This window comes from Streptomyces sp. NPDC051963, from assembly GCF_044593495.1.
Taxonomy (GTDB): domain Bacteria; phylum Actinomycetota; class Actinomycetes; order Streptomycetales; family Streptomycetaceae; genus Streptomyces.
In genome coordinates this window covers 557353-583311 of record NZ_JBIUCC010000007.1, presented here as the reverse complement: position 1 = coordinate 583311, position 25959 = coordinate 557353, and the positions used below count along the sequence as shown (strand labels likewise).

Sequence of the window (25959 nt, the reverse complement as noted above, 5' to 3'; positions counted from 1 at the left end):
TCCTTGCTGTCCTTCGTAAGGTCGCTACATGACCGTTTTGGATGAGGCGCCGGGTGAGTCCACGAGCGAGCCGACCGACGCCCACGGGCGAGTGGCCGAGCTGCACGAGATCCGTGCGCAGGCGGTGGCCGGGCCGAGTGAGAAGGCGACGACGGCGCAGCATGCCAAGGGCAAGCTGACCGCGCGTGAGCGGATCGAGCTGCTGCTGGACCCGGAGTCCTTCCGTGAGGTCGAGCAGTTGCGCCGGCACCGGGCGTCCGGGTTCGGTCTGGAGACCAAGAAGCCGTACACGGACGGTGTGATCACCGGCTGGGGCACGGTCGAGGGCCGTACCGTCTTCGTCTACGCCCATGACTTCCGGATCTTCGGCGGGGCGCTGGGCGAGGCCCACGCCACGAAGATCCACAAGATCATGGACATGGCCATCGCGGCCGGAGCGCCGCTGGTCTCCCTCAACGACGGCGCCGGCGCCCGTATCCAGGAGGGCGTGAGCGCCCTCGCCGGCTACGGCGGCATCTTCCAGCGCAACACCAAGGCCTCCGGCGTCATCCCGCAGATCTCCGTGATGCTCGGCCCGTGCGCGGGCGGCGCGGCCTACTCACCGGCGTTGACGGACTTCGTGTTCATGGTCCGCGAGACCTCGCAGATGTTCATCACCGGCCCGGACGTCGTCAAGGCCGTCACCGGCGAGGAGATCACCCAGAACGGCCTCGGCGGCGCCGACGTCCACGCCGAGACCTCCGGCGTCTGCCACTTCGCCTACGACGACGAGGAGACCTGCCTCTCCGAAGTCCGCTACCTGCTCTCCATGCTCCCGCAGAACAACCGCGAGAACCCGCCGCGGGTCGAGTCCTCCGACGCCCCGGACCGCCGCGGCGACGTCCTGCTGGACCTCGTCCCCGCGGACGGCAACCGGCCGTACGACATGGCGAAGGTGATCGAGGAGATCGTCGACGACGGCGACTACCTGGAGATCCACGAGCGGTGGGCCCGCAACATCATCTGCGCGCTGGCCCGGCTCGACGGCCAGGTGGTCGGGATCGTCGCCAACCAGCCGCAGACCCTCGCCGGCGTCCTGGACATCGAGGCATCGGAAAAAGCTGCGCGCTTTGTCCAGATGTGTGACGCTTTTAACATTCCGATCGTCACTTTCCTGGACGTTCCGGGGTTCCTTCCCGGTGTCGACCAGGAGCACGGCGGGATCATCCGCCACGGAGCGAAGCTGCTGTACGCGTACTGCAATGCGACGGTGCCGCGGATCTCGCTGATCCTGCGCAAGGCATACGGAGGTGCGTACATCGTCATGGACAGCCAGTCCATCGGTGCGGACCTGACGTACGCCTGGCCCACCAACGAGATCGCCGTGATGGGCGCGGAAGGCGCGGCCAACGTCATCTTCCGCCGCCAGATCGCGGAGGCGGAGGACCCCGAGGCCATGCGTCAGAAGATGGTCAAGGAGTACAAGTCCGAGCTCATGCACCCGTATTACGCGGCCGAGCGCGGTCTGGTGGACGACGTGATCGACCCGGCGGAAACCCGCGAGGTCCTGATCAAATCCCTGGCGATGCTCCACACCAAGCACGCCGACCTGCCGTCCCGCAAACACGGCAACCCCCCGCAGTAACCCAGCGGCAACCTCTCTCACGGAGACTGAGACCTATGAACTCCCCTGACATCCGCGTCGAGAAGGGCCACGCCGAGCCCGAGGAGGTCGCCGCCATCACGGCGATCCTGCTCGCCCGCGCCGCCGCCCAGCCGTCCACGGACCAGCCCCACCACGGCCGCCCCAAGGCGGGCTGGCGCCGCCTGGAGCGCGAGGGCGGCTTCCGCGCCCCGCACAGCTGGCACGGGTAGGCTGCGCCGCTCAGCCGAGTGCACGTAAGAGACAGGAGAAGGGCCCCTCTGGAAAGAGGGGCCCTTCTCCGTGCGCCACGAAGGGGCGCGGGAACCGCTAGCGCAGGCGAGCCATCAAGGCGTGCTCGACCAAGGTGATCAGTGCGGACTTGGCGTCGGCGCGGTGCCGGGCGTCCGTCGTGATGATCGGGGTGTCCGGGCCGATCTGGAGCGCCTCGCGGACCTCGTCGGGGTTGTACGGCTGCTGGCCGTCGAAGCCGTTGAGGGCGATCACGAAGGGCAGGCCGCTGTTCTCGAAGTAGTCGACCGCGGGGAAGCAGTCGGCGAGACGGCGGGTGTCGACCAGGACGATCGCGCCGATGGCGCCGCGCACCAGGTCGTCCCACATGAACCAGAAGCGGTCCTGGCCGGGGGTGCCGAACAGGTACAGGATCAGGTCCTGGTCCAGGGTGATACGACCGAAGTCCATGGCCACCGTCGTGGTGGTCTTGTCCCCGGTGTGGGTGAGGTCGTCGATGCCTGCCGAAGCAGACGTCATGACGGCCTCCGTGCGCAGCGGGTTGATCTCCGAGACGGCGCCGACGAACGTGGTCTTGCCCACGCCGAAGCCGCCCGCCACCACGATCTTCGCGGAGGTGGTGGAGCGGGAAGGACCGCCGCTAGAGCTTGCGAAGTCCACTGAGCACCCTTTCGAGCAGTGTCACGTCTGGCTGGCCGCCGGCGTTCTCGTCGCCGCCGGGCTGATGGATGGCGACCAGGCCCGCCTCCGCCAAGTCGGCGACGAGGATCCTGGCCACGCCGAGGGGGATCGTGAGGAGGGCCGAGACCTCGGCCACCGACTTGATCTCTCGGCAGAGGTTGCAGATCCGCTGATGCTCGGGCAGCTGGCCCTGCATCTGGTGCGGAGCCGCAGTGGTGTGCACCAGCGCCTCGATGGCGAGCTGGTAGCGCGGCCTGGTGCGGCCGCCGGTCATGGCGTAAGGACGCACCAGGGGGTTGTTCGACGCCCCGGCGGGCGCCTGCTCAGGGGCGCGTCGCTGCGGCTGCACCGGCTGGATGCGCGGCGCCTGCGGCTGGTCGTACGGCGACGGTCCGGGACCCTGCGGCCCCTGCGGCGCGTACGGCTGCCGCCGCTGGCTCGGTGCGGAGGGGAAGTTGTACCGGTTCGCCGACCCGTCGTCCTGGCCGTGGCCCTGGCCCTGGCCAGGGCCGTACGACCAGTTGCCCGAAGACGAACCGCCTGGGGGTGTTGCCACTTTCTCCTCCTCCGACTGTGCCGGGCACCCAACACTGTGGTAGCCGCGTCCCGAAACCTTACGGCCACGGGACGCCAAAACGCACCGTCTGTCTGTTAGTTGAGAAGGCTCCCTTGGAGCTCCGCACGCAGATCAGGGGTCAGGACCGTACCGGCACGGTCCACCAGAAGCGCCATCTCGTACCCAACGAGGCCGATGTCCGCCTCCGGGTGTGCAAGAACTGCGAGCGACGAACCGTCGGAGATGGACATGATGAAGAGGAATCCCCGCTCCATCTCCACAACCGTCTGATTCACACTGCCGCCCTCGAAGATGCGCGAGGCACCGGCGGTCAGTGAGGTCAGACCGGAGGCGACCGCCGCGAGCTGGTCGGCGCGGTCGCGCGGAAAGCCTTCGGACATCGCCAGAAGGAGTCCGTCGGCGGAGACCACCACCGTGTGAGACACCCCGGGGGTGTTGTCCACGAAGTTGGTGATCAACCAGTTCAGGTTCTGTGCCGCCTGGCTCATCGGGCTCACACTAACGCTCCTGGTTGTAGGTGCTGTCAGGACCGAAGCCCTGGCCGTTCGTTTCACTTCCCGCGCTGCGGCCCCGCTGGACTCCGCGGCGCAGGTTGCTCAGCCTGCCCCGGACGTCCTCGGGAGCGCGGGAGACCTGTGGGCCACCCTGAGGGGTCGCTTCGGCGGTGCCCTCGACCAGGTTGGCCTTGGGTACCCGCCGCGGCAGGCCGGAGGAGGTCACTCCGCCCGCCTTGGGCTTGCGGAGCGCCGCGGCCTGCTGCCAGCGCGCGTCGTTGGACGAGCGCCAGTCGCCGTTGCCGCTGCCGTTGTTCTCCGGTGCGGGGGCCGGCGGCTCCTGGTTCGTGGACCGCGGGCTGTTGCCGTTCGCGGGGGTGGATCCGCGGCGGGGCAGTCCGGCGTCGGTCAGCGCGTGCGATGCGGAGGGAGCCGGTCCCGGACGCTCGAAGCCTACGCGGTCACGCTCACTCACGTCAGCGGCCTGCGCCGACTCCGGCTGCGGGGCCTCCGCGGTGTACGGGGCCTGGTAGCCGTTCTGGTAGCCGTTCTGCTGCGGCCAGTCGTCCTGGAAGGGCTGTTGCTGCTGCTCCTCGAAGGCCGAGAAGGTGTTCTCCCGTGCGGAGCCGGGGCCCGCCGAGCGGTCGTCCTGGACCGGCTCCGCGTACCGGGGCTCCGGGTAGCCGCCGTTCGACGAGAACGTGTCGTTCTGCGGCACACCGCTGTTCGGCGCGAAGTACTGCTCGTCGTACGACGGCTGCTGCGGCTCCTCGTACGCCGTCTGCTGGTCGTACGCCCCGGGCTGCTCCGGGTAGCCGGCCTGGTTGTTGTCGTAGCCCTGCTGCGGGTCGTCGAACGCGTCGGCGTAGGAGGGTGCAGAACCCTCCGGGCCGGGCAGCTGGCCCGGGTTCTGGGACTCCAGGGCCGCCCGGCGCTCCTCGCGCATCAGGGAGCGGCCTACGGGGTCCAGCTCGCGTATGTCGTCCGGGATCTCGGAGTAGCGGCTGTCGTCGAAGCCGAGTTCGGCGGCGGTGCGCAGCGGCTGGCGGTTGAAGTCCTCACCCTGGAAGCTCCGCTCCGGGATGATCTGCGAGACCGTGAACTCGTCCTGGACCGGCTGGTGCTCGCCGCCACCACCGTGGGTGATCGCGTCGGGCAGCATGACCAGCGAGGTGGTGCCGGCCTGCTCGCCGGAGGGGCGCAGCTGGACGCGGATGCCGTGCCGGTCGGACAGCCGGCCGACCACGAACAGGCCCATGCGCTGGGAGATCGCGGCGTCCACGGTCGGCGGGTTGGCCAGCTTGTGGTTGATGTCCGCGAAGTCCTCGGCGGTGAGGCCGATGCCCTTGTCGTGGATCTCGATCATCACGCGGCCGTCGGGGAGACGGGTCGCGGTGACGCGGACCTTGGTCTGCGGCGAGGAGAACGTGGTGGCGTTCTCCAGCAGCTCGGCGAGCAGGTGCACGAGGTCGGTGACCGCGCGGCCGTGGATCTCGGCCTCCGGGACGCCCGAGAGCTCGATGCGCTCGTACTGCTCCACCTCGGAGGAGGCGGCGCGGAGCACGTCGACCAGCGGGACCGGCTGGTCCCAGCGGCGGCCGGGCTCCTCGCCGGCGAGGACCAGGAGGTTCTCGCCGTTGCGGCGCATACGGGTCGCGAGGTGGTCCAGGCGGAAGAGGTTCTCCAGCTGGTCCGGGTCGGCCTCGTTGTTCTCCAGCTCGGTGATCAGGGTCAGCTGGCCCTCGATCAGCGACTGGTTGCGGCGCGACAGGTTGGTGAAGATCGCGTTGATGTTGCCCCGCAGCAGGGCCTGCTCGGCGGCCAGTCGGACCGCCTCGCGGTGGACCTGGTCGAAGGCGCGGGCGACCTCGCCGATCTCGTCCGTGGAGGTGATCGGGATCGGCGCGACCCGGGTGTCGACGCGGCCGGGGTCGGTGCGCGAGAGCTGGTCGACCAGCATCGGCAGCCGCTGCTCGGCGATACCGAAGGCGGCGTTGCGCAGCTGGCGCATCGAGCGGCTCATCTGGCGGGCCACCATGCCGGCCAGGATGAACGCGGCGAGCAGGGCGACCACGACGGCGGCGCCCACGATGAAGGCGTCCCGCTTGGCGGTGTCGGCGATGCTCGCGGCCTCGTTCACCGCGGTGTCGGCCAGGTCCGTCTCGATCTGCTGGTACGCGTTGTACTTGAGGGTGTTCACCGCCCAGAAGTTGGTCGCGGTGATGCCCTTCTCGGCGAGGCCCTCACGGACGCTGGGGTCCGGGCTCTCCATCGTCGCGATCGCCGAGATCATGTCGGTCGGGTTGGACGGCGGAGGCACGTACTCCTTGCCGTTCGCGGCGGCGTCCGCGGCGGCCTGCTTGGCCATCGCCGTGCCGTCGGCCTTGATCTGCGCCTCGGCGTCCTTGAGCTTCTGCTCGTCCGCCGCGGTACCACCGCCGATGTACTCCTCGACGGCGATACCTTCGAGGTAGGCGTAGGAGGAGAGGGCGACGCGCTGCTTGCCGAAGCCCGCGGCGTCCGTGTCGGGCTTGATCAGCATGTGCATGCCGATGGCACGCTGCAGCGACAGAGCTCCCTTGGTGAGCTCGATGGCGTAGACGGTCCGGCCGTAGCTGGTGATGTTTCCGGTGCCCAGACCGAGCTCGTTGGCGAACTCGGTGAGGGGGTGCGCCACCCCGACGTAGCCCTCTTCGGTCTGCACGCCGGTGAGCTTGCTCGTGTACGCGGCCGCACGCAGCGTGGAGAGCTTGGGCTCCTCGTCGCGGAACAGCCTCAGGCGGCGCTCCAGGCCGGTCTTCTGCGGCATGTTCTGGGCCGCTTCGTCGAAACTGTCCGCGGCCTTGTCCGTGGCACCGCGGGCCGCTGTGACGGTGGCCTTGTCCTCGGCGGTCTGTGCGCTGCCCTTCAGCAGGGGCGCGGCGGTGATGTCACGCTCGTTGTAGAGCGCGGCGGCATAGTTCAGGGAGGCACGGACCAGGCGCGCGGTGTTCTCCGCGTCCTCGGCCTCCTGCCAGGTGTCGATCGAGCTCTTCACCTGGAAGCCGCCCATGACCAGGCCGACCACCACGGGTATGAGCAGGATCGCGTTCAGCCGGGTCGGCACGCGCCAGTTGCGCGGGGAGAAACGGCCGCCGCTTGAAGCCGGGGCGGCCGTTGGTTCCGATCCGGGCACAGGGGCGGGCGCCGCTCCGCGCGGCGGCGGGGTGAAGTTGCCCCGCGCCGACGACGGCTCGGGACCGTTCTTGCTTCGCCTCACTCGACCAACAACCTTCCGGCGGGGTCGGCACCAATCGTTGTGCCGCAGTCTCTCAGAGCCCAGTACGCCATCGACTAGTGAGTACGTCATTGACTATTGGGCAGTTCAGGCATTCCAGCACGACGACCTGCGCTCTTCCAAACAGTGGAAACCGATCATTCCCAGCGCTGTAAGCCCCAGATAAAACGGTCATAAAGAGCGAGCCCCGTCAAATGACGGGGCCTTTGTGTGCGCAGCGGCACGAGTCGACCGCGACGCGTGGCGGTACCACTCGATTCCTCTGCCGAAACGTTATGAACACCGACGCCGACCGTGTCAAAGGACACAGCCGGCTCCGGGACATCTACGACAACTGCCGTATGGCACTTCCGACTTGAGTGTGAATCGAGTGCTACCTGAGACGAGCCATGAGAGCGTGCTCGACCAGTGTGATCAGGGCACTCTTCGCATCCGACCGGTGTCGGGCGTCCGTCGTGATGATGGGAGCGTCCGGACCGATCTGGAGCGCCTCGCGCACTTCCTCGGGAGCGTACGGCTGGTGTCCGTCGAAGCCGTTGAGCGCGACGACGAACGGCAGACCGCTGTTCTCGAAGTAGTCGACCGCCGGGAAGCAGTCGGCCAGGCGCCGGGTGTCCACCAGGACCACGGCGCCGATGGCACCGCGCACCAGGTCGTCCCACATGAACCAGAAGCGGTCCTGACCCGGCGTACCGAACAGGTACAGGATCAGGTCCCGGTCCAGCGTGATGCGGCCGAAGTCCATGGCCACCGTGGTGGTGGTCTTGTCCCCGGTGTGGGTGAGGTCGTCGATGCCCGCGCTCGCGGACGTCATGACGGCCTCGGTGCGCAGCGGGTTGATCTCGGAGACGGCGCCGACGAACGTCGTCTTGCCGACGCCGAAGCCGCCGGCCACCACGATCTTCGCGGAGGTGGTGGCCCGCCCTCCGTCAGAGCTTGCGAAGTCCACTGAGCACCCTTTCGAGCAGTGTCACGTCGGGCGCGCCGGTGGTCTCGTCGCCACCAGGCTGGTGGATGGCGACGAGGCCGGCCTCTGCGAGGTCGGCGACGAGGATCCTCGCCACGCCGAGCGGCATGGCGAGGAGAGCCGATACCTCGGCCACCGACTTCACTTCACGGCACAGATGGCAGATGCGCTGGTGCTCCGGGAGGAGTCCCATGAGTGCCGCCGGGTCGGCCGTGGTGCTGATCAGGGCCTCTATGGCGAGCTGGTAGCGCGGCCTGGTACGGCCGCCGGTCATCGCGTACGGACGTACCAGCGGCTCGTCGCCTTCATCGCCGTACGGCTCCGCGTACGGATCATGAGAGGCGGTGGGCGGGGTCATGGATCCTCCGGGCGGGACAGCAAGTTGGTCAGTCGTGCCGTCTGACGGTGGCCGGTGGGGGGATTGTGTCGGCCGGACGGTGATTTGGTGAGACGGGTGGATCTGGGCGAGTCAGTGGAGCAGACTTCCTTGGAGTTCGGCGCGCAGGTCCGGCGTGAGCACTGCGCCCGCGCGGTCGACCAGTAGCGCCATCTCGTAGCCGACCAGACCGATGTCGCACTCGGGGTGGGCGAGAACGGCCAGGGACGACCCGTCCGAGACGGACATCAGGAACAAGAAGCCGCGTTCCATCTCGACGACCGTCTGTGCCACGTCGCCCCCCTCGAAGATCCGGGATGCCCCGGCCGTCAGCGAGGTGAGCCCGGACGCGACGGCCGCGAGCTGGTCGGCGCGGTCGCGCGGGAAGCCTTCGGACATCGCCAGAAGGAGACCGTCGGCGGACACGACGACGGTGTGGGACACCCCAGGGGTGTTGTCCACGAAGTTGGTGATCAACCAGTTCAGGTTCTGTGCCGCCTGGCTCATCTGCCTCAACTAACGCTCCTGCTGGTGAGTGGGGTTCGGGAAGCTGCCGGTCTGGCCGCTACCGGCCTGACGGCCCTGTGAGATACCCCGACGAAGATTGGTCAGCCGGCCACGTACGTCATCAGGCGCACGCGAAACCGCCGGACCGCTTTGGTGCTGTTGCTGCTGAGCCGTACCCGGGACGAGGTTCGCCCTGGGTACCCGGCGCGGCAGGCCGGAGGTGGTGACTCCGCCCGCGGCCGGCTGCCGTACGCGCTCCGCCTGCCGAATGAGTTCGTCATTCGGCGAGCTGCGCCAGGCCCCTGCTGCGGGACGTTGGGGGGCGGGAGCGTGCTGCGGCTGCGGCGGGGCGGCCGGCGCGGGGGCCGAGCCGTTCTCCTGCTGCGGGCCGCCCTGGCTGCCCTGACCGTGGAACCAGTTGGTCTCGAGAGTGTCGTACAGCGGCGTACGTCCGTCACCCGGGCCGGTCGCCGGCGGCAGCGCCTCGGGCTCCTGGCGGACCGGCCGCTGCGGACGCGGCGGTACGGGCGGACGCCCGGCGCCGTATCCGGAGCCGTTGGTGCCGTTGCCGTTCGCCGGGTTCGGCCGGCCGGGCGGCGGAGTGTGCCCGCCCGCGGAGCCGTTGTCGTAACCCTGCGGGGCCTGCGTACCGGCCGTGCCGAAGACGTCCGAGCGGACGAACTGACCCGTGTTCTGGCCGCTGTTGGGGTTCGGCGGAGCGCCCGCACCGGGGCGGGGGAACTCGCCGGAGTTCTGGTCCGGGCGGACGAACTCACCGGTGTTGTGCTGGGCGTTGGCGCCCGGACGGGCGAACTGACCCGTGTTCTGCGGCCCGTTCGCGCCCGGCTGCTGCGGCGCACCGAAGTCCTGACGGCCGAAGTCCTGACGGCCGTCGCCCCGCGGCATCGCCGGGATGTCCGCGGGCGAGGGCGGACCCTGCCGGTCGTCGATCCGCGGCATCGGGGCGGTCTGCGACGGGTCGCGCTGCTCGTCGTGCCCGCGCGGGGTGTCGAGCGAGGCGCGCGGCACCGACGGCGTCGCGTTCTCGTCGCTCCAGCTCGGCGTGCGCGGCTGCTGCGAGTTGCCGCCCGGCAGCTCGGCCCGGGCCCCGCCGCGCGGCGGCAGCTGCGGCCGGCGACCACGACGGCCACGCCCGGACGATTCCTTGTTCGCTACGGCGTCCCGAGCGTCCGGCCCCTGCGGCGGCATGCCCGTGCCCGCGGCCTGGAGGCCCTGCGGGGCACCCGGCGCCTGACCACCGAAGCCGGCACCCGCACCGGCCGGAGCCGGTCGGCCGCCCTGCTGCGGAGCGCCCGGACCCTGCGGCCCACGCGCGCCACCCGGCGCACCCGGACCCGGACGGCCACCGGGGCCACCACCGCTGCCCGGCAGCGCGGCCCGCGGTCCCTGAGCGGCACCGAGCCGCCCACCGGGAGCACCGGCACCGGCGCCGAGAGCGCCCGCACCCGCGCCGCCCCCGAGAGCGCCGCCCTGGCCGCCCCGACGAGCGGCCGCGACACCTGCGGCGGCCTGCGCGGCGGCGGGACCACCGGCACCACCCGGGCCGCCCTGGCCGGGCTTGCCCTGCGGCTTCTTGCCGCCCTGGGCGACATCGACGGGGAGCATGACCAGCGCGGTCGTACCACCGGAGTCGGACGGACGCAGCTGAATACGGATGCCGTGCCGCTGCGACAGACGACCGACCACGAAGAGGCCCATGCGGCGGGAGACCGACACGTCCACGGTGGGCGGCGAGGCGAGCCGCTCGTTGATCGCGGCGAGGTCCTCCGGCGACAGACCGATACCGGTGTCGTGGATCTCGATCAGTACGCGGCCGTCGGGCAGCGCATGACCGGTGACCTTGACCTTGGTCTGCGGGGAGGAGAACGAGGTGGCGTTCTCCAGCAGCTCGGCGAGCAGGTGCACGAGGTCGTTGACCACGCGTCCGGCCACTTCGGTGGTGGGCACGGCGGCCAGCTCGATGCGCTCGTACTGCTCCACCTCGGAGGCGGCGGCGCGGAGCACGTCGACCAGCGGGACCGGGCGGGTCCAGCGGCGGCCGGGCTCTTCACCGGCGAGCACGAGGAGGTTCTCGCCGTTACGGCGCATGCGGGTCGCGAGGTGGTCGAGCTTGAACAGCGAGGACAGCTGGTCCGGGTCGGCCTCGCGGGACTCCAGCTCGGAGATCAGCGACAGCTGGCGCTGGATCAGACCCTGGGAGCGGCGCGAGAGGTTGGTGAACATCGCGTTGACGTTGCCCCGCAGCAGGGCCTGCTCGGCGGCGAGCCGGACCGCCTCGCGGTGCACGTCGTCGAAGGCCGCGGCGACCTTGCCGATCTCGTCCTTGGAGTGCACACCGACCGACTCGACGGAGGTGTCGACGTCCTGCGGGTCGGACTCGGAGAGCTGCTTGACCAGCTCGGGCAGGCGATCCTGGGCGACCTTGGTCGCGGTCTCCTGGAGCCGGCGCAGCGAGCGGATCATGGACCGGGCCACGACGAAGGCGCCGACCAGGGAGACGCCGAGCACCAGCAGGATCAGCGCACCGGAGATGATCGCCTCGCGCTCGGACTCGCTGCGCAGCTGGCGGGCCTTCTGCTCCATGTCCCCGAGCAGCGTGGTCTCGATCAGCCCCATCTGGTCGATCTTGACCGAGCTGTCGTCGATCCAGTCCTTGTACGACCGCTTCTCCAGGTCGGCGATGCCGCCCTGCCGGCTCAGCGCACGGTCGGCGTACTTGTCCGTGGCCTCGATGGTCGGGTTGCCCTCTTCGATGGGCTGGAGGAGCGCGGCGGCGCTGTCCGCGCCGTAGATGCTCCGGAAGCTCAGCAGCTCCGACTTCTCGCTCTCCAGCCCCGACTCGGCGTACAGGCGGTCGTTCTCGGAGACGTTGCCCGTGGCGTTGTTGTTGGTGGTGGTGGGCAGCGCGGCCGCGATGACCGCGCGCTGGACGGAGGCGTACTCCTTGGCGGAGGAGAACGAGGCCAGCGCACGGGTGCGCTGGATCATCTCCGGGTTGCTGGTCGCCTCGGCCATGTCCTGCGAGAGGTCGAGCAGGTGGGTGATCAGACGGTGGTAGGCCTCGACCGTCTGGGTGGAGTTGCGCTCGGCCTCGTAGGCCTGGTCGCGGATCTTCGCCAGGTTGCTCAGGTCACTGACCAGGCCGACCAGGCTGTCGCGGACGCCCTGGAGGTCGCCGTCCTTGCTGGAGGTGTCGATCTCTTCCGAGGCGTCGAGGAAGTTCTCCAGGGAGCGGTCGGTCTTGTCCCGGTAGCCCTTGACCGTGAGGTCGGCGCTCGCGCTGGCACCGTGGGCCAGCGGACCGGCGGACTGGTCGCGCTCCTCCTGGAGCGCGGCGGCCAGCTCGGTGGCCTGCTGGGTCATGTCCGTCAGCAGCTTCATGTTGTCGAGCTGCTGGATGTCGCTCATGTTGTCGCTGATGCGCAGCGCGCCCAGGGAGGTGGCCGCGACCACCGGCAGCGCGAGCAGCGACACCAGACGCGTGGAGATACGCCAGTTGCGCAGGGCTATTCGCGATCCGGGGCCGGAGGCGCCCTTCGGCGGCTTCACGGTCGGTGCCGCGGAGCCGGGAGCACCCGGGGAGCCCGCGGCTCCGGTGGACGCCGTGGCCCCCGAAGTTGCGGACGCACCTGCGCGCCCGCCGTCGCCGGACGACGGGCCCGGGTTCTGGGCGTGCTGGGGCGAGGAGCTGCCTTTTATGGGGCCAGCCCCACCGTGCGGCTCCGGCTCCGCCGAAGCACTGCCATCCCTCTTGAAACGTCCCTGCACTAGCGTCGCAACCTCTGGACCAGGCGCCCCTCCGCGCGAACGGAAGGACGGTGTCGGCGTCGTAGGGGGCGCCCTGAATTTGCGCCCCCCGATGGTCGTGAGTGACCGGCGCTGGCTCCCCCTATCTCGCCGCCACTGGCGCTCGTTGCGCCCCCTGTGCGCCGGCTCGATCCTGCGGCGGTCCGTGGAATTCCAGCACAGTGCAGGATCTCCAACAAGGCCCATGGGCCAGGCTGTGACCTCCGTGACACCACGTGAGGGCTGCGTCACGAGACGTAGAAAGTGATCCACCGCAAAACGGGCTTTTCGCTACGAGTCACCGGTCAGCGAGGGGTGTCCCAGTCGCCATGATCAGGAGCGGAATGATGGCTTCACACCGCCAATGTCCGTTTCATTGCGATCAGTTGTGAGCCTGAATTGACCGGTTTGCCCATGGATTCGTGAGCAAACTCACACGCACTTCATGGGGTCCGCCGACCTTCGGAGGGGAACTGCATGTTTAGCCTGGCGCTTTACAACAGCAGCCGAACTGTGAAGGCCTCTGACACCCGTGAAGACGACGATGATGTTCCGCACGATAGCCAACCCGCAGCGCACGACGTTGGCCCACCTCGAGGATGCCGACGAGATGCAGCTGCCGCAGACTCCGGAACGCACCGCCGAACTCCCGGAACAGACCGCCAATCCGCGGCGCACGGTCCTGATGGACGTTCCCGTCGCAGCGCAGGCCGCCGCCGAGTAGCGGCCGCCGAGCAGTAGCCACCAAGCCTCCCCGACCGGTTCGGGGAGGCTTCTTTGCGTGCCGGCGCCCCTTGATTGCGCCCTGGATCCTCTCCGACCCGACGCGGAACCGCGGACACATGTGGATGACGTTGAACCTTGCCAGGAATAGGTCTACGGTCGGTCTTGTTGGCATCGTTGAACGTTCAACTTACTAGCCCGCGGTCTCCGCACGGAGCCGCGCCCCGTCCCCACAAGGAGCAGATCATGGGCATCTTCGGCCGCAAGGACGACACCACCCAGACCGCTGCCGCGCCCACCGCGGTCAACCCCGACCTGGCCGCCCTGACCGGCGACTACACCATCGACCAGGCGCACACCACGATCGGTTTCGTCGCCCGGCACGCCATGGTCACGAACGTCAAGGGCAAATTCCTCGATGTCAGCGGCTCGCTGCATCTGGACGGCGGCGACCCGGCCAAGTCCACGGCCTCCATCGACGTCAAGATGGAGAGCGTCGAGACGGGTTCCGCGGACCGTGACGGTCACCTGAAGAGCGCGGACTTCTTCAAGATCGACGAGTTCCCGACGATGACCTTCCGTTCCACCAAGGCCGAGGCCCTCGGTGGCGACGACTACCGCATCACCGGCGACCTGAGCATCCTCGGCGTCACCAAGCCGCTCACGATCGACCTGGAGTTCAACGGCGCCGCGAAGGACCCCTTCGGCAACGAGCGCGTGGGCTTCGAGGGCAAGTCGGAGATCATCCGCTCCGAGTGGGGCCTGACCTGGAACGCGGCGCTCGAGACGGGCGGCGTCCTGGTCTCCGACAAGATCAAGCTGAACTTCGACATCTCGGCGATCAAGAACGCCTGAGCCTGCCGCGACGGCGCCGGTGAGTCCTCGACTCACCGGCGCCGTGGCATGTCCCCGAGGATCGCGGCCACTTGAACCGCCCGGCGCCCCACGCTCGCGGGCGGTCGCACTGGTGGTGGCAGTCATGGCCGCGGCTCGAATGGCCTAGGTGGTTGGCCGGATTTCGGCCCTTGTGTGAGGGCTCACAGCGTTCCCATAATCCAGCAACCGAAATTGACCGGTCCATGCCACACCCAGGCAGGGGCCGGTCGATTGCCAACCCCCCACGGAAGGCCTCACGTTGAAGACTCTCCTCAAAGCCCTCAAGAGATGCGCGGTCGCCGGTGCGGCCGTGCTCGCGGTCGTCAGCCTTCAGCCCGTGTCGGCGGCGCAGGCCGCCCCCGCGCCCGTCGTCGGCGGTACCCGCGCCGCGCAGGGTGAGTTCCCGTTCATGGTCCGGCTCTCCATGGGCTGTGGCGGCGCGCTGTACACCCAGCAGATCGTGCTCACCGCCGCGCACTGTGTGAGCGGCACCGGGGCCAACACCAGCATCACCGCCACCGCCGGCGTCGTGGACCTCCAGTCCACCACCGGTCGCGTCCAGGTCCGCTCCACCTACGTCTACCGGGCGCCCGGCTACAACGGCAACGGCAAGGACTGGGCCCTCATCAAGCTCGCCCAGCCGATCAACCTGCCGACCCTGAAGATCGCCACGACCACGCAGTACAACACCGGCACCTTCACCGTCGCCGGCTGGGGCTCGGCCACCGAGGGCGGCGCCCAGCAGCGGTACATGCTCAAGGCGAACGTGCCGTTCATCAGTGACGCCACCTGCCGTGGCTACAGCGGCTACAGCGGCCTCGTCGCGAGCGACGAGATCTGCGCCGGCTACGCTGCGGGTGGCGTCGACACCTGCCAGGGCGACTCCGGCGGCCCCATGTTCCGCCGTGACTCCGCCAACGCCTGGATCCAGGTCGGCATAGTCAGCTGGGGCATCGGCTGCGCCCGCCCGAACGCGCCCGGCGTCTACTCCGAGGTCTCCACCTTCGCCTCCGCGATCGCCTCGGCGGCGTCCTCCCTCTGACCTTCCGGCGATCTCCTCCGATCTCCTCTGATCTTCCGCAGGCATGATGCGGGCCCGGCGCTTCACAGAGCGCCGGGCCCGTTCCCGTATGTCGTACGCAGACCTCAGAACCCTCCGCCGAAGTCCCCGCCGCCTCCGAAGTCCCCGCCGCCGAAGCCGCCCGAGAAGTCGTCCGTGCTGAAGTCGGCGCCCGAGACATCACCGCCCTCGTAGCCGCCGGCGCCGAAGTCGCCGTAGCCGGAGCCGTAGTCGGCCGCGTAGGCGGGGCCGGCCATCATGCTGCCGAGCATCGTGCCGATCAGCAGACCGGGCAGAATGCCACCGCCGAAGTAGCCGCCGGCCCAGGGGCCGTACGCCGGGCCCGCGTCCCAGTACGGACGGCGGCCGGAGTCGGTGTCCACCTCACGGACCAGGGGATCACGGCCCTCGGCCAGCCGGGACCGGTCGGCCGCGCAGACGGGCACCTCACGGGGTGCGCCGCCCGGCGGCGTCCAGGTCTCGTCGGCGACCGACGGACCGTGCCGCGGATCGAAGAAGCAGGGCGAGCGGCGCTCGGGAAGCGGTACGTGCTCACGGCGTGCGACGAGCCGGGCGAGTGAGAAGCGGCCGTCTTCCAGGGACTGGGTGACGGCCCGGACGTGCTCGGGTTTCTCCGCCTCCGCCATGTGCGTCTTCGCCTTGTCGTAGGCGTCGAGCGCATGTTCGTAGTCCTCCCGCATGGCGTCGTCCGCGCCCGGCTCCCCCGGATGGAAGTCGAGACGGTCCAGTTCCTCGCCGAAGGCGGTGATGTCCTCGTCGACCACGACCCGCAGCTTCTCCAGCGCGGCCCGCTGCTCCTCCTCGTGCCGGCGCCGGTTGCGGCGCACCAGCGCGTACGCGCCCGCGCCGCCGGCCGCCAGCACCGCGCCGACCGTGATCAGCCCGGCGACGGGCACGTCGTCGTCGGTGCCGGTGGAGCCCCAGGAGGACGGGGCGGAGCCGCCCATGTTGGCCAGCGCCCGGTCGGTGAAGGCGGTGAGCTGGCTCTCGGTGTTCGGCTCGTCCTGCACGCTGGTGACGAGGTTCTGCACGGCGTCGTTCGACAGGACGGACGAGTCGGCGCGCGCGTTGAACTCGTCGCCCAGACGGATCGCGTACGCACCCGTGATGCCCGTCGCGGTGCGCAGGTTCTCGAAGAGGTTGTCGGTCGGGTAGTCGGCGGGCAGAACGGCCACGAAGAGCGGCTTGTCGGCGTCCTTGATCTGCTCGGCGAGCGCGTCCGCGTCCGACGTCGACAGCTGCGCGGAGGCGGCCGGGTCGACGTAGACGGGGTTCTTCTTGAGTGCTTCGGCTACGGCCGAGACGCTTGTGGCCGCGGAGGCGCTCGGGGCGGTCACCGACACGACGGTCAGTGCGGCGAACGCCAGGGCGATCAGCAGTCCGATCAGGCCTCGGCCCGGTATCGCGACCTTCATATGTCGAAAGTACCTGAAAGGACCGCGGATCGGGCGTTCCTGCCGGTGGGAGATGCGGGCCGCGCACCGCATCTCCCAGCCGACCGGTACTCAGGCGGCCCGATAGGCAGCCGTCAGTTTCTGCACAGCCGCCGCGTACCGCCCGGTAACCAGGAGATGGTCCGCGTCGGCGAAGGGCTTGGCAACCCCCGCGTCGATGTCCGTGCCGATCTTCTGCTGGACGATCAGCCGTGCCTTGCCGACGATCGCGCGGCCCGCCTGAGCCGACCCGGCCTTCTCCGCCACCGCGGCAGCGAGCCCGAGCACCTTCAGCGTGGTCGCCCCGCCCTGCGGGACCTTCGTCAGCGTGGTCAGGCCCCAGCCGTAGGGGAACTGCGGGTCGTACGACGCGTCACCGACGTTGATCGGCAGCTGCGCCTGCGACTTCGGCCAGGTCACCGGGAGCTGCCCGGTGAAGGGCCGCCTGCCGTACAGCACGTCCGCCACACCGTCGCCCTCCGTGCCCGGCAGCCAGGACGCCACCAGGGCGTCGATGTCGCCGAGCCGGTCGCCGATCAGCTGCGGACGGCCGGAGACCATGAGCACCGCGCACTTCATCGCCGCGCACACCTTGTCCACGGCTGCCTTGTCGGCGGCGGTCAGCTCCAGGTCGTTGCCGTTGCCGACGTCACCGACGCCCTCGGCGTACGGGGTCTCGCCGACCACCACGACACCCACGTCGTAGCCGGTCGTCGGCGCCGAGGCATCCTTCGAGTACGTGACGTCGCCGCCCGCCTTCCGCATGCCCTCCAGAACGGTCGTGCCCTCGGTGATGTCCCCGGAGGACCCCTGCCAGGTGATCGTCCAGCCGCCGGTCTGGTTGCCGATGTCATCGGCGTTGGACCCGGCGACGTACACCTTCTGCGACTTCTTCAGCGGCAGGACCGAGTCCGCGTTCTTCAGCAGCACCTGCGACTCGGCCGCCGCCTCCCGCGCCACGGCCCGGTGCTCGGCGGAACCGATCTCGTCGGCGCCGCTGGTGTCGGCGTACGGCTTCTCGAAGAGCCCCAGCTTGAACTTCTGGGTGAGGATGCGCGATACGGCGTCGTCCACGCGCTTCTCAGTCACGCGCCCTGCCCCGGTCTCGGCGACGAGCGCGGAGTGGAACTCCTTGTAGGAGTAGGGGGCCATGATCATGTCGACGCCGGCGTTGACCGACGTACGGACGTCGGAGGCGTAGTCGCCGGGGATCTGGTCGATGCCGTTCCAGTCGCTGATGACGAAGCCGTCGAAGTCCATACGGCCCTTCAGCACGCCGTTGATCATGTCGGCTCGGGCGTGCATCTTCACCGGACCCTGGCCGTCGCCGACGATGTCGAGCGAGGAGTACGACGGCATGAACGTGCCGACGCCCCGGTCCACGGCGTCCTGGTAGGGCGCGAGATGGACGGCCTCCAGCTGCTGCCGGGTGACCGTGGTGACGCCCTGGTCGATGGTGTACGTGCCGTTGGTGGAGGAGCCGTACGCGGTGCCGCCGTCGCCGACGAAGTGCTTGGCCGTGGCGAGGACCTTGTCGTCGTCCTTCAAGTCCCTTCCGTCACGGGCTCCTTGGAGGCCCTGGATGACCGTCTCCATGGACTCCACCAGGGCCGGGTCCTCGCCGAAGGACTCGTAGGAGCGGCCCCAGCGCTCGTCGCGGGTGACGCAGAGACAGGGGGCGAAGTCCCAGGGGATGCCGGTGGCGCGGACCTCTGCGGCGGTCACGGACCCGGTCCGCTGGGCGAGCTGGGGATCACGCGTCGCCCCGATGCCGATGTTGTGCGGCATGACGGTGGCGCCGACCAGGTTGTTGTGGCCGTGCACGGCGTCGACGCCGTAGATCAGCGGAATCTGGAAGCGGGTCGCCTGCGCCCGGAGCTGGAACCCGTCGATCATCTTCGCCCAGGCCTCGGGGGTGTTGGGCGTCGGAGTGGAGCCGCCGCCGGAGAGCAGCGAGCCGAGGTCGTAGGCGGCGACGTCGCCCCCGGTCCCCACGGCACCGCGCTCGGCCTGGGTCATCTGGCCGGCCTTCTCCGCGAGGGACATCCGGGACAGGAGATCGGCGACGCGCTTCTTCACCGGCAAACTGCTGTCCAGATACGGCAGTCCGTGCGCGTCGATGACGATCTGCGGGATCTCCGCGGGGGCCTTGGCGCCGGTGACGGTCAGCTTGAGCGGGATCGTCTCGGCGTTCTCGGCGGCCTTGTCCTTGAGGGTGGGCACCTTGACGGTGCGGGTGGTGCCGGAGGCGGTGCCCGCGGGGAAGGTGAGTTCGCCCTTGACGGGGGTGTAGTCGCGGGCCGAGGCGGTGCCGGTGGCGGCCGTCTCGTAGGCCACGGTCACGGGCTCGTCGATCGGGGCGGAGCCGGTGGTGGCGACGGTGACCTGGACGGAGGCCGTGCGGCCCTCCTTGACCGGGTACACGGCGGCGTCGGTCGTGACGCCCGCCCGCAGCGACTGGTCGGCCTTGCCGTACAACTCGACGTCGTCCATGGCGAATCGGCCGGGTGCGCCGGCCGGGAGCGTGATGCCGTACCCCCACATCTCGGTCAGTCCGAGAACGTGGTCGATACCACCGACGGGCTGGTAGTCCGTGCGATAGGTGAAGTCGGTGAAGGGGATCTCGATCTGCTTCCAGCCACTGAAGTCGTCGGTGAAGGAGGTCGTCCACAGCTCGGAGGCCTCACCGTGGGCGCCGCCGTCCTTGAGCTCGAAGGTGATCTTCTTGCCGTTGTCCTGTCCCTCCCACCACAGGCGGATGCCCTGGTGGGCGGACCAGTCGTGGGCGGGTTCGGTCGCGGCGTAGTCGTGTGTGAAGCCGCCGTAGCCGCTGATGTCGTAGGTCCCGGAGAGCACCTTCTCGCCCTCGGGGGCGTCCGTTCGTGCGGTCAGGGCGAGTTGGGGCGGGTCGTCGGTGTCACCGCCCCAGGTGAAGATGCCCTCCGCGGGCTGGGTCGCGAAGGGCACCTCGCCCTCGAAACGGTCGACGGGGACCGGGGCTGGGTCATCGGCTCCGGTGGCGGCCCCCGCGGCGGCCAGCGGCAGCAATCCGGTCAGCAGGGCGGTGGAGACGATCAGGGCGGTTCTTCGCATGGCCCTTCCCTTCGACTCTCAGCGTGCTCTTAAGACTTAGATCACGGCGTGAGTTAACAAGCGCCCCTCCCTGCCGTCAAGACTTCACGTCAGAACCGGTACAGAGGCAACAGACGGCCGGAACTGGGACGTTGTCCGTTCGACCAATGAATGTGAGAGTCCTTGACGGCCGCACGAAGCCGTCATTAACTCACGGCTTGCACGCCCCGCTTCCCCCACCACACCCCCCTCAGGAGGGCGGCGCACCATGAGAAGACCTCAGCGCGGGGTCCGGCTGCTTCTCGCCGGACTGCTCACCTCCGCCGGGCTCACGGGCCTGGCCACCTCGTCCGCCCATGCGGCCGGCGAGCAGATCACGGCCTATCTGACCACGACCGACGACAGCGGCGGACGCCATGTCGTGCGCGGGCTCCAGGCGCAGGCGCCCTTCAACTTCCAGGCCGGCAGCGGCGGTTCCGGCGACAACATCACCATCGACGAGAACACCCGCTACCAGACCTTCACCGGCGGCGGCGCGTCCTTCACCGACACCGCGGCCTGGGTGATGGACGGCAGCGGCGCCCTGTCCCAGGCCACGCGGGACGACACCATGCGCAAGCTGTTCTCGCCGACGGACGGCATCGGGCTGTCCTTCCTGCGCAATCCGATGGGCGGCTCGGACCTGGCGCGGTTCGGGTACACCTACGACGACATGCCGGCCGGGCAGACCGACGCGGACCTGTCCGAGTTCTCGATCGCACATGATCTCCAGGACGTCGTACCGCTGACGAAGCAGGCCAAGCAGCTCAACCCGGGGCTCACCGTGATGGCCTCGCCATGGACCGCCCCGGCCTGGATGAAGGACAACGGACAGCTCAACGGCGGCTGGCTGAAGGCGGAGAACTACGGGGCGTATGCCTCGTACTTCGTGAAGTACATCCAGGCCTACCAGGCGCAGGGCATCCCGATCACGTACGTCACCGCGCAGAACGAGCCGACGTGCTGCGCCGGCTACCCGTCGATGAGCTGGAACGCCTCCGGGCTCGCCTACTTCACCAAGAGCGAGCTGCTGCCCAAGCTCCAGGCGGCGGGCCTGTCGACGAAGGTGCTGGCGCACGACTGGAACTGGGACACCTACGACGCGTACGCCGCCCAGACGGTGAACGACGCGGCGGTCCGCTCGCACCCGAACTTCGGCGGGATCGCCTGGCACGGGTACGGCGGCGACGTCACCAAGCAGACGACCGTGCACAACCAGTACCCGCAGCTGGACGCCTTCGGCACCGAGCACTCCGGTGGCACCTGGATCGCCAACCAGCAGCGCGAGGACATGATGAACATCATCGACTACACCCGTAACTGGGCGAAGTCGGTGACGAAGTGGTCGCTGGCCCTGGACCAGAACCGCGGCCCGCACAACGGCGGCTGCGGCACCTGCGACGGACTGATCACCGTCCACAACGGCGACTCACGGCACGGTCAGGTCGACTACACCGTCGAGTACTACACGATGGGCCACCTCACGAAGTTCGTACGGCCGGGCGCGCAGCGGATCGCGTCCACGGCGTCGTCCGCCGTGCCGAACGTGGCCTGGCGGAACCCGGACGGCTCGAAGGCGCTGATCGCCTACAACGACTCGTCCTCGGCGCGGACGGTGACCATCAACTGGGGTTCGCAGCATGCGACTTACTCGCTGCCGGGCAAGACGTCGGCGACCTTCACCTGGGCGGGCACGCAGACCGAGGGACCCTCGCAGTCGGGGACGCTCGTGGGCCTCGCGGGCAAGTGCCTGGACGTGGCCGGGGGTTCGACGGCCAACGGCACGGCCGTGCAGCTGTACGACTGCAACGGGTCGACGGCACAGCAGTGGACGGTCGGCTCGGACGGTTCGGTCCGGGCGCTGGGCAAGTGCCTGGACGTGACGGGCGCATCCATCGCCGACGGCGCCAAGCTCCAGCTCTACGACTGCAACGGCAGCGGTGCGCAGTCATGGTCGTACAACGCCTCGACCGGTGACGTGGTCAACCAGGCCTCGAACAAGTGCCTGGACGTCACGGACAATTCATCGGCGAACGGGGCGCGGGCGCAGATCTGGTCGTGCACCGGAGCCGGCAATCAGAAGTGGAGGCTGACGTAGGGCCGTTACGATGCCCTGGCCGCCGAGGACGGCGCGCCAGTCGCAGCAGAAGGGCAGGGGGATGCTCCGCAGACGCAGGGCCGCCGACATGACGGTGACCGAACTGAGCGAGCTGGACCGGTCACGTACCCGGGCCGAGCTGCTGTGGGAGCTGTTCCGGCACGCCGAGCGTGAGGTGACGGACGCCATCGGCTGGTATCTGGCCAAGCGTCGGGGTCCGTCCCTCTGGTCGCGGGCGCTGCGGGCGCTGGCCGCGCTGCTCGGCATCGTCGGCACCCTCACCCCGCTGGTGCACTCGGCCGCCCCGCAGAGCATCCAGCCGGAATGGGGCTTCGTGTTCCTGGCCGGCGGGGCGGGCTGTGTCCTGTTCGACCGGATCTTCGGCTTCTCCGCCTCCTGGACCCGCTACATCCGCACCGAGGTCTCGTTGCAGCAGGTCCTCAAGAAGGCCCAGTCCGACTGGGCACAGGCCTACTTGAGGACCACCGACGCCCCCAGCGACAAGGACCAGGCCGCGCTGCTGGGGATCATCGAGCGGCTGCGGATGGACACCCAGCGGATCATGGAGGAGGAGAGCACCGCCTGGATCGGCTACCTGGCGGACGGCGTCGAGGAGCTGACCCGCTCCACGACGCACTCCCCCGGCCAGCGGCCGGGCGGCGCCGGACTCTTCCGGCTCGACCGGACGCCCGGCCGCGACCGGGGCGCCGACCAGATGCCGAGGCAGCGCGACACGGCCCTGTAGCGGGCGGCGCGACCACGGTCTTGCTGCGGGCGCGTGACCACGGTCTGCTGCGGGTGCCTACTCCGCGGGCTCCACGCCCGCCCGCAGCAGCCCGTAGGTGTACGCGTCCTCCAGCGCCTGCCAGGACGCCGCGATGACGTTCTCGGCGACGCCCACCGTCGACCACTCGCCCTCGCCGTCGGAGGTGGCGATGAGGACCCGGGTCGTGGACTGGGTGCCGTGCTTGCCCTCGAGGATGCGGACCTTGTAGTCGACGAGGTCGAGCTTGGCGAGCTGCGGGTAGATCTTCTCCAGCGCCACGCGCAGGGCGCGGTCCAGGGCGTTGACCGGGCCGTTGCCCTCGGCCGTGGCGACGATGCGCTCGCTCTTGGCCCACAGCTTGACCGTGGCCTCGTTGGCGTGGGTGCCGTCGGGGCGGTCCTCGACGATCGCGCGCCAGGACTCGACCTCGAAGTACTTCAGCGGCCTGCCCTCGACCTCGGCGCGCAGCAGCAGCTCGAAGGACGCGTCGGCCGCCTCGTACGTGTAGCCCTTGAGCTCGCGTTCCTTCACCCGCTCGACGACCCGGCCGACCAGCTCACGGTCGCCGCCGAGGTCGACGCCGAGCTCCTTGCCCTTGAGCTCGATGGAGGCGCGGCCCGCCATGTCGGAGACCAGCATCCGCATGGTGTTGCCGACCTGCTCGGGGTCGATGTGCTGGTACAGGTCGGGGTCGACCTTGATCGCGGAGGCGTGCAGTCCGGCCTTGTGCGCGAAGGCGGAGACACCGACGTAGGGCTGGTGCGTGGACGGGGTCAGGTTCACGACCTCGGCGATCGCGTGCGAGATCCGGGTCATCTCGCGCAGGTGGCCGTCGGGGAGGACCTTCTTGCCGTACTTGAGCTCCAGGGCCGCGACGACCGGGAAGAGGTTGGCGTTGCCGACGCGCTCGCCGTAGCCGTTCGCCGTGCACTGGACGTGGGTCGCGCCCGCGTCCACGGCGGCGAGGGTGTTGGCGACCGCGCAGCCGGTGTCGTCCTGGGCGTGGATGCCGAGCCGGGCGCAGGTGTCGTCGAGCACGGTGTGCACGACCGCCTGGACCTGCGCCGGGAGCATGCCGCCGTTGGTGTCGCAGAGGATCACGACGTCGGCGCCGGCCTCCGACGCCGTACGGACGACGGCCTTGGCGTACTCGGGGTTGGCGCGGTAGCCGTCGAAGAAGTGCTCGCAGTCGACGAAGACGCGGCGGCCCCGGCCCTTGAGGAAGGACACCGTGTCGCGGACCATCTCGAGGTTCTCGTCGAGCGTGGTGCGCAGCGCGAGTTCGACATGCCGGTCGTGGGACTTGGCGACCAGGGTGATCACCGGGGCGCCGGACTCCAGCAGCGCCCTGACCTGGGGGTCCTCGCTCGCCTTGGCGCCGGCGCGGCGGGTGGCGCCGAAGGCGACCAACTGGGCGTGCTTGAAGGCGATCTCCGCCTGTGCCCGCGCGAAGAACTCCGTGTCCCGCGGGTTGGCCCCGGGCCAGCCGCCTTCGATGAAGCCCACGCCGAAGTCGTCCAGGTGCCGTGCGATGGCCAGCTTGTCCGCGACGGTGAGGTTGATGCCCTCCCGCTGCGCGCCGTCGCGCAGGGTGGTGTCGAAGACGTGGAACGAGTCGTCGAGCTCGCTGGTTTCCGTCATGGTCGATAGGCTCCTGATGAAATGGATCTCGGTCTTTACCGGAATGACCGGCTCCACCGTCCCCCAATGATCCCTCGCGCTGCGCTCCCGGCTAGAGGTGGGCCAGAAATGCGAAAAACCTCTCGCGGGTGCGAGAGGTCTGCGCGCGGGTCGAGGACGACGGTGTCCGCCCGTACCTGGTCGTACGTGGCGGTCACTGCGGACCGGCGCGCCTGCTGCCAATAATCATGGCGAACGAGAGCACGGGGGAAGTGTGGCACAGCTTGCCCCCGTGCTCACGGTCCGTCTCAGGATGCGAGCACTGCGCTGATCACCGCAGGTGGTGCAGGAAGCCGTCGCCGGTGCCGTTGGTGTCGCCGGGGACGAGTTCGGACGACGTCGAGTACAGGGAGAGCAGGCGGCCGCTCCTGCTGAAGTCGATCGGCGCCGCATAGCCCGTGGCCAGCGGTCCGCCCGCGAGCGTACGGCTGACGAGTTCGGTCCGGCCGGTCCTCAGGTCCCGGACATGGACGTTCTCCGCGACGACCTCATCGCCCGACTTGGTCTCGGTCATGTACGCCAGCAGACGGCCGTCGGGGCTGAGGAGGCCGCCGCCGAGCCCGCCCTGGCCCTCGTGCGTGATCCACCGGGTCTTCCCTGTGCGCATGTCCTTCAGGTAGAGCTCCCATGTGTACGTCGGCGCCTCGGGGACCACACCGTCGTCGAAGGACGAGAACGCGACGAGAGAGCCGTCCTCGGAGAGCCTCGCGCCCGCCGGTGACCCGTTGGTGGGTGTGCCGTCGGACGCGGCGTTCACCAGTTCCTGTGCACCGGTGCGCAGATCGGCGAGCCACAGCTCGCCGCGCCCGCCGCGCGGGTGCCGCTGCGTATAGGCCAGGTGGCTGCCGTCGCCGCTCAGGGTGAGGGACGAGACGTACCACTCCGCGGGGATGTGGTCGCTGATCCGCTTGGTGGTGCCGGTGCGGCGGTCGACGACATATCCGAGGGTCTGGCCGACGGCGTCTGCCTCCATCCGCTGCGACGACGCGGCGAAGGCGATGTACCGGCCGTCGCGGGACATGTCGAAGCTGTCGGAGGTCCAGCCGGACCCGCCGTCGGCGGCGACGCTGATCCGTTCCGTGCGGCCGGTGCGACGGTCGTGCACATAGACGTCGTCCGCGTACGGGTTGGGCGGGGAGGGCCACTCCACGAGGTTCTTCGCCGAGGAGACGAAGGCGACGTACCGGCCGTCGCCGCTGATCTCCGCCCGGTGGGTGCCGTAGGCCCCGCCTTCCGCCTGCGTCCCGTCCGAGGCCACGTTGACCCGCTCGACGGTTCCCTTGCGCAGATCCCGGACGAACACGTCGGTCGTGCCGTTGGTGTCGCCCGGCACCACTTCGGAGTCGTCCGAGACGAACGCGAGATAACGTCCGTCGGAGCTGAGTGCGTTACCGCTCGCCCCCTTCTGGAGCTGCTCCCCGGTCGAGGACAGCGTCACCCGCTCGGTCTGCGGCTTCGGCGCCGGTGCCGCGGAGGTCGCCGACAGCGCGACCAGCGCTCCCGCGAGTACGACCACCGACGCGCCGCGCACGGTTCTGAGCATGAATTGCACGAATTCCCCCTGAGATCCCCGTGGACGCTTCTCCCCCGGCCCCGCGCCGAGGGCTCCAGTCGAGGCAAACGCACCACGCG

The 25959-nt window shown here is 69.5% G+C and carries 19 protein-coding genes; 7 read left to right on the top strand and 12 right to left on the bottom strand.

Annotation, left to right across the window (positions count from 1 at the left end; translation table 11 throughout):
• Positions 1-28: 28 nt before the first annotated feature.
• Positions 29-1624 (top strand): acyl-CoA carboxylase subunit beta, encoded by a 1596-nt coding sequence (locus tag ACIHFB_RS30605; RefSeq protein ID WP_400128668.1) that lies wholly within the window; start codon positions 29-31, stop codon positions 1622-1624.
• 35 nt (positions 1625-1659) lie between these two features.
• On the top strand, positions 1660-1854 hold the full coding sequence (locus ACIHFB_RS30600) for an acyl-CoA carboxylase subunit epsilon (RefSeq protein WP_365287083.1): 195 nt from the start codon (positions 1660-1662) through the stop codon (positions 1852-1854).
• Between the two features lie 97 nt (positions 1855-1951).
• Here ACIHFB_RS30600 and ACIHFB_RS30595 read toward each other — a convergent pair whose 3' ends face one another.
• The 8 genes from ACIHFB_RS30595 to ACIHFB_RS30560 form a co-directional block, all read right to left on the bottom strand.
• Positions 1952-2533 (bottom strand): ATP/GTP-binding protein, encoded by a 582-nt coding sequence (locus ACIHFB_RS30595; protein WP_009314218.1) that lies wholly within the window; start codon positions 2531-2533, stop codon positions 1952-1954.
• Positions 2514-3110: a DUF742 domain-containing protein gene (locus tag ACIHFB_RS30590; protein ID WP_365287081.1), complete on the bottom strand. Its 597-nt coding sequence runs from the start codon at positions 3108-3110 to the stop codon at positions 2514-2516. Before ACIHFB_RS30590 ends, ACIHFB_RS30595 begins: the two co-directional genes overlap by 20 nt.
• A gap of 95 nt (positions 3111-3205) precedes the next feature.
• A complete protein-coding gene (locus ACIHFB_RS30585) occupies positions 3206-3619 on the bottom strand; it encodes a roadblock/LC7 domain-containing protein (RefSeq protein ID WP_033321188.1) in 414 nt (137 codons plus the stop codon).
• 10 nt (positions 3620-3629) lie between these two features.
• Positions 3630-6884: a nitrate- and nitrite sensing domain-containing protein gene (locus tag ACIHFB_RS30580; RefSeq protein WP_400128667.1), complete on the bottom strand. Its 3255-nt coding sequence runs from the start codon at positions 6882-6884 to the stop codon at positions 3630-3632.
• Between the two features lie 391 nt (positions 6885-7275).
• Positions 7276-7851, bottom strand: a complete 576-nt coding sequence (locus tag ACIHFB_RS30575; protein WP_301984520.1) for an ATP/GTP-binding protein — start codon at positions 7849-7851, stop codon at positions 7276-7278.
• Positions 7832-8227, bottom strand: a complete 396-nt coding sequence (locus ACIHFB_RS30570; protein WP_155058290.1) for a DUF742 domain-containing protein — start codon at positions 8225-8227, stop codon at positions 7832-7834. Before ACIHFB_RS30570 ends, ACIHFB_RS30575 begins: the two co-directional genes overlap by 20 nt.
• A gap of 111 nt (positions 8228-8338) precedes the next feature.
• Positions 8339-8752 (bottom strand): roadblock/LC7 domain-containing protein, encoded by a 414-nt coding sequence (locus tag ACIHFB_RS30565; protein ID WP_005479910.1) that lies wholly within the window; start codon positions 8750-8752, stop codon positions 8339-8341.
• Between the two features lie 9 nt (positions 8753-8761).
• Positions 8762-12541, bottom strand: coding sequence for a nitrate- and nitrite sensing domain-containing protein (locus tag ACIHFB_RS30560; protein ID WP_400128666.1), 3780 nt, complete (start codon positions 12539-12541; stop codon positions 8762-8764).
• A gap of 550 nt (positions 12542-13091) precedes the next feature.
• Here ACIHFB_RS30560 and ACIHFB_RS30555 point away from each other — a divergent pair.
• From ACIHFB_RS30555 to ACIHFB_RS30545, 3 genes are all read left to right on the top strand, one after another.
• Complete coding sequence (locus tag ACIHFB_RS30555; RefSeq protein ID WP_365287073.1) at positions 13092-13283, top strand: hypothetical protein; 192 nt, start codon at positions 13092-13094, stop codon at positions 13281-13283.
• A 245-nt stretch (positions 13284-13528) separates the two neighbouring features.
• Complete coding sequence (locus ACIHFB_RS30550; protein ID WP_400128665.1) at positions 13529-14137, top strand: YceI family protein; 609 nt, start codon at positions 13529-13531, stop codon at positions 14135-14137.
• Between the two features lie 280 nt (positions 14138-14417).
• On the top strand, positions 14418-15200 hold the full coding sequence (locus ACIHFB_RS30545; protein WP_365287069.1) for a serine protease: 783 nt from the start codon (positions 14418-14420) through the stop codon (positions 15198-15200).
• Positions 15201-15304: 104 nt separating this feature from the next.
• On the opposite strand, the gene ACIHFB_RS30540 is transcribed toward ACIHFB_RS30545, so the two are convergent.
• Together ACIHFB_RS30540 and ACIHFB_RS30535 are read right to left on the bottom strand one after the other, a co-directional pair.
• Complete coding sequence (locus ACIHFB_RS30540; protein ID WP_365287067.1) at positions 15305-16654, bottom strand: hypothetical protein; 1350 nt, start codon at positions 16652-16654, stop codon at positions 15305-15307.
• A 90-nt stretch (positions 16655-16744) separates the two neighbouring features.
• The gene (locus ACIHFB_RS30535) at positions 16745-19765 is read right to left on the bottom strand and encodes a glycoside hydrolase family 3 protein (RefSeq protein WP_400128664.1); all 3021 of its coding nucleotides are present in this window, start codon (positions 19763-19765) and stop codon (positions 16745-16747) included.
• A 247-nt stretch (positions 19766-20012) separates the two neighbouring features.
• Here ACIHFB_RS30535 and ACIHFB_RS30530 point away from each other — a divergent pair, with 247 nt between their 5' ends.
• On the top strand, positions 20013-21881 hold the full coding sequence (locus ACIHFB_RS30530; protein ID WP_365287063.1) for a ricin-type beta-trefoil lectin domain protein: 1869 nt from the start codon (positions 20013-20015) through the stop codon (positions 21879-21881).
• Between the two features lie 61 nt (positions 21882-21942).
• The gene (locus tag ACIHFB_RS30525; RefSeq protein WP_365287061.1) at positions 21943-22626 is read left to right on the top strand and encodes an SLATT domain-containing protein; all 684 of its coding nucleotides are present in this window, start codon (positions 21943-21945) and stop codon (positions 22624-22626) included.
• Positions 22627-22683: 57 nt separating this feature from the next.
• Here the strand turns inward: ACIHFB_RS30525 and cimA are convergent, their stop codons facing one another.
• Positions 22684-24288 carry a citramalate synthase gene (cimA, locus tag ACIHFB_RS30520; RefSeq protein WP_400128663.1) on the bottom strand — a complete coding sequence of 535 codons (1605 nt, stop codon included), beginning with the start codon at positions 24286-24288 and terminating at the stop codon, positions 22684-22686.
• A gap of 310 nt (positions 24289-24598) precedes the next feature.
• Complete coding sequence (locus tag ACIHFB_RS30515) at positions 24599-25870, bottom strand: TolB family protein (protein ID WP_400128662.1); 1272 nt, start codon at positions 25868-25870, stop codon at positions 24599-24601.
• Positions 25871-25959 lie beyond the last annotated feature (89 nt).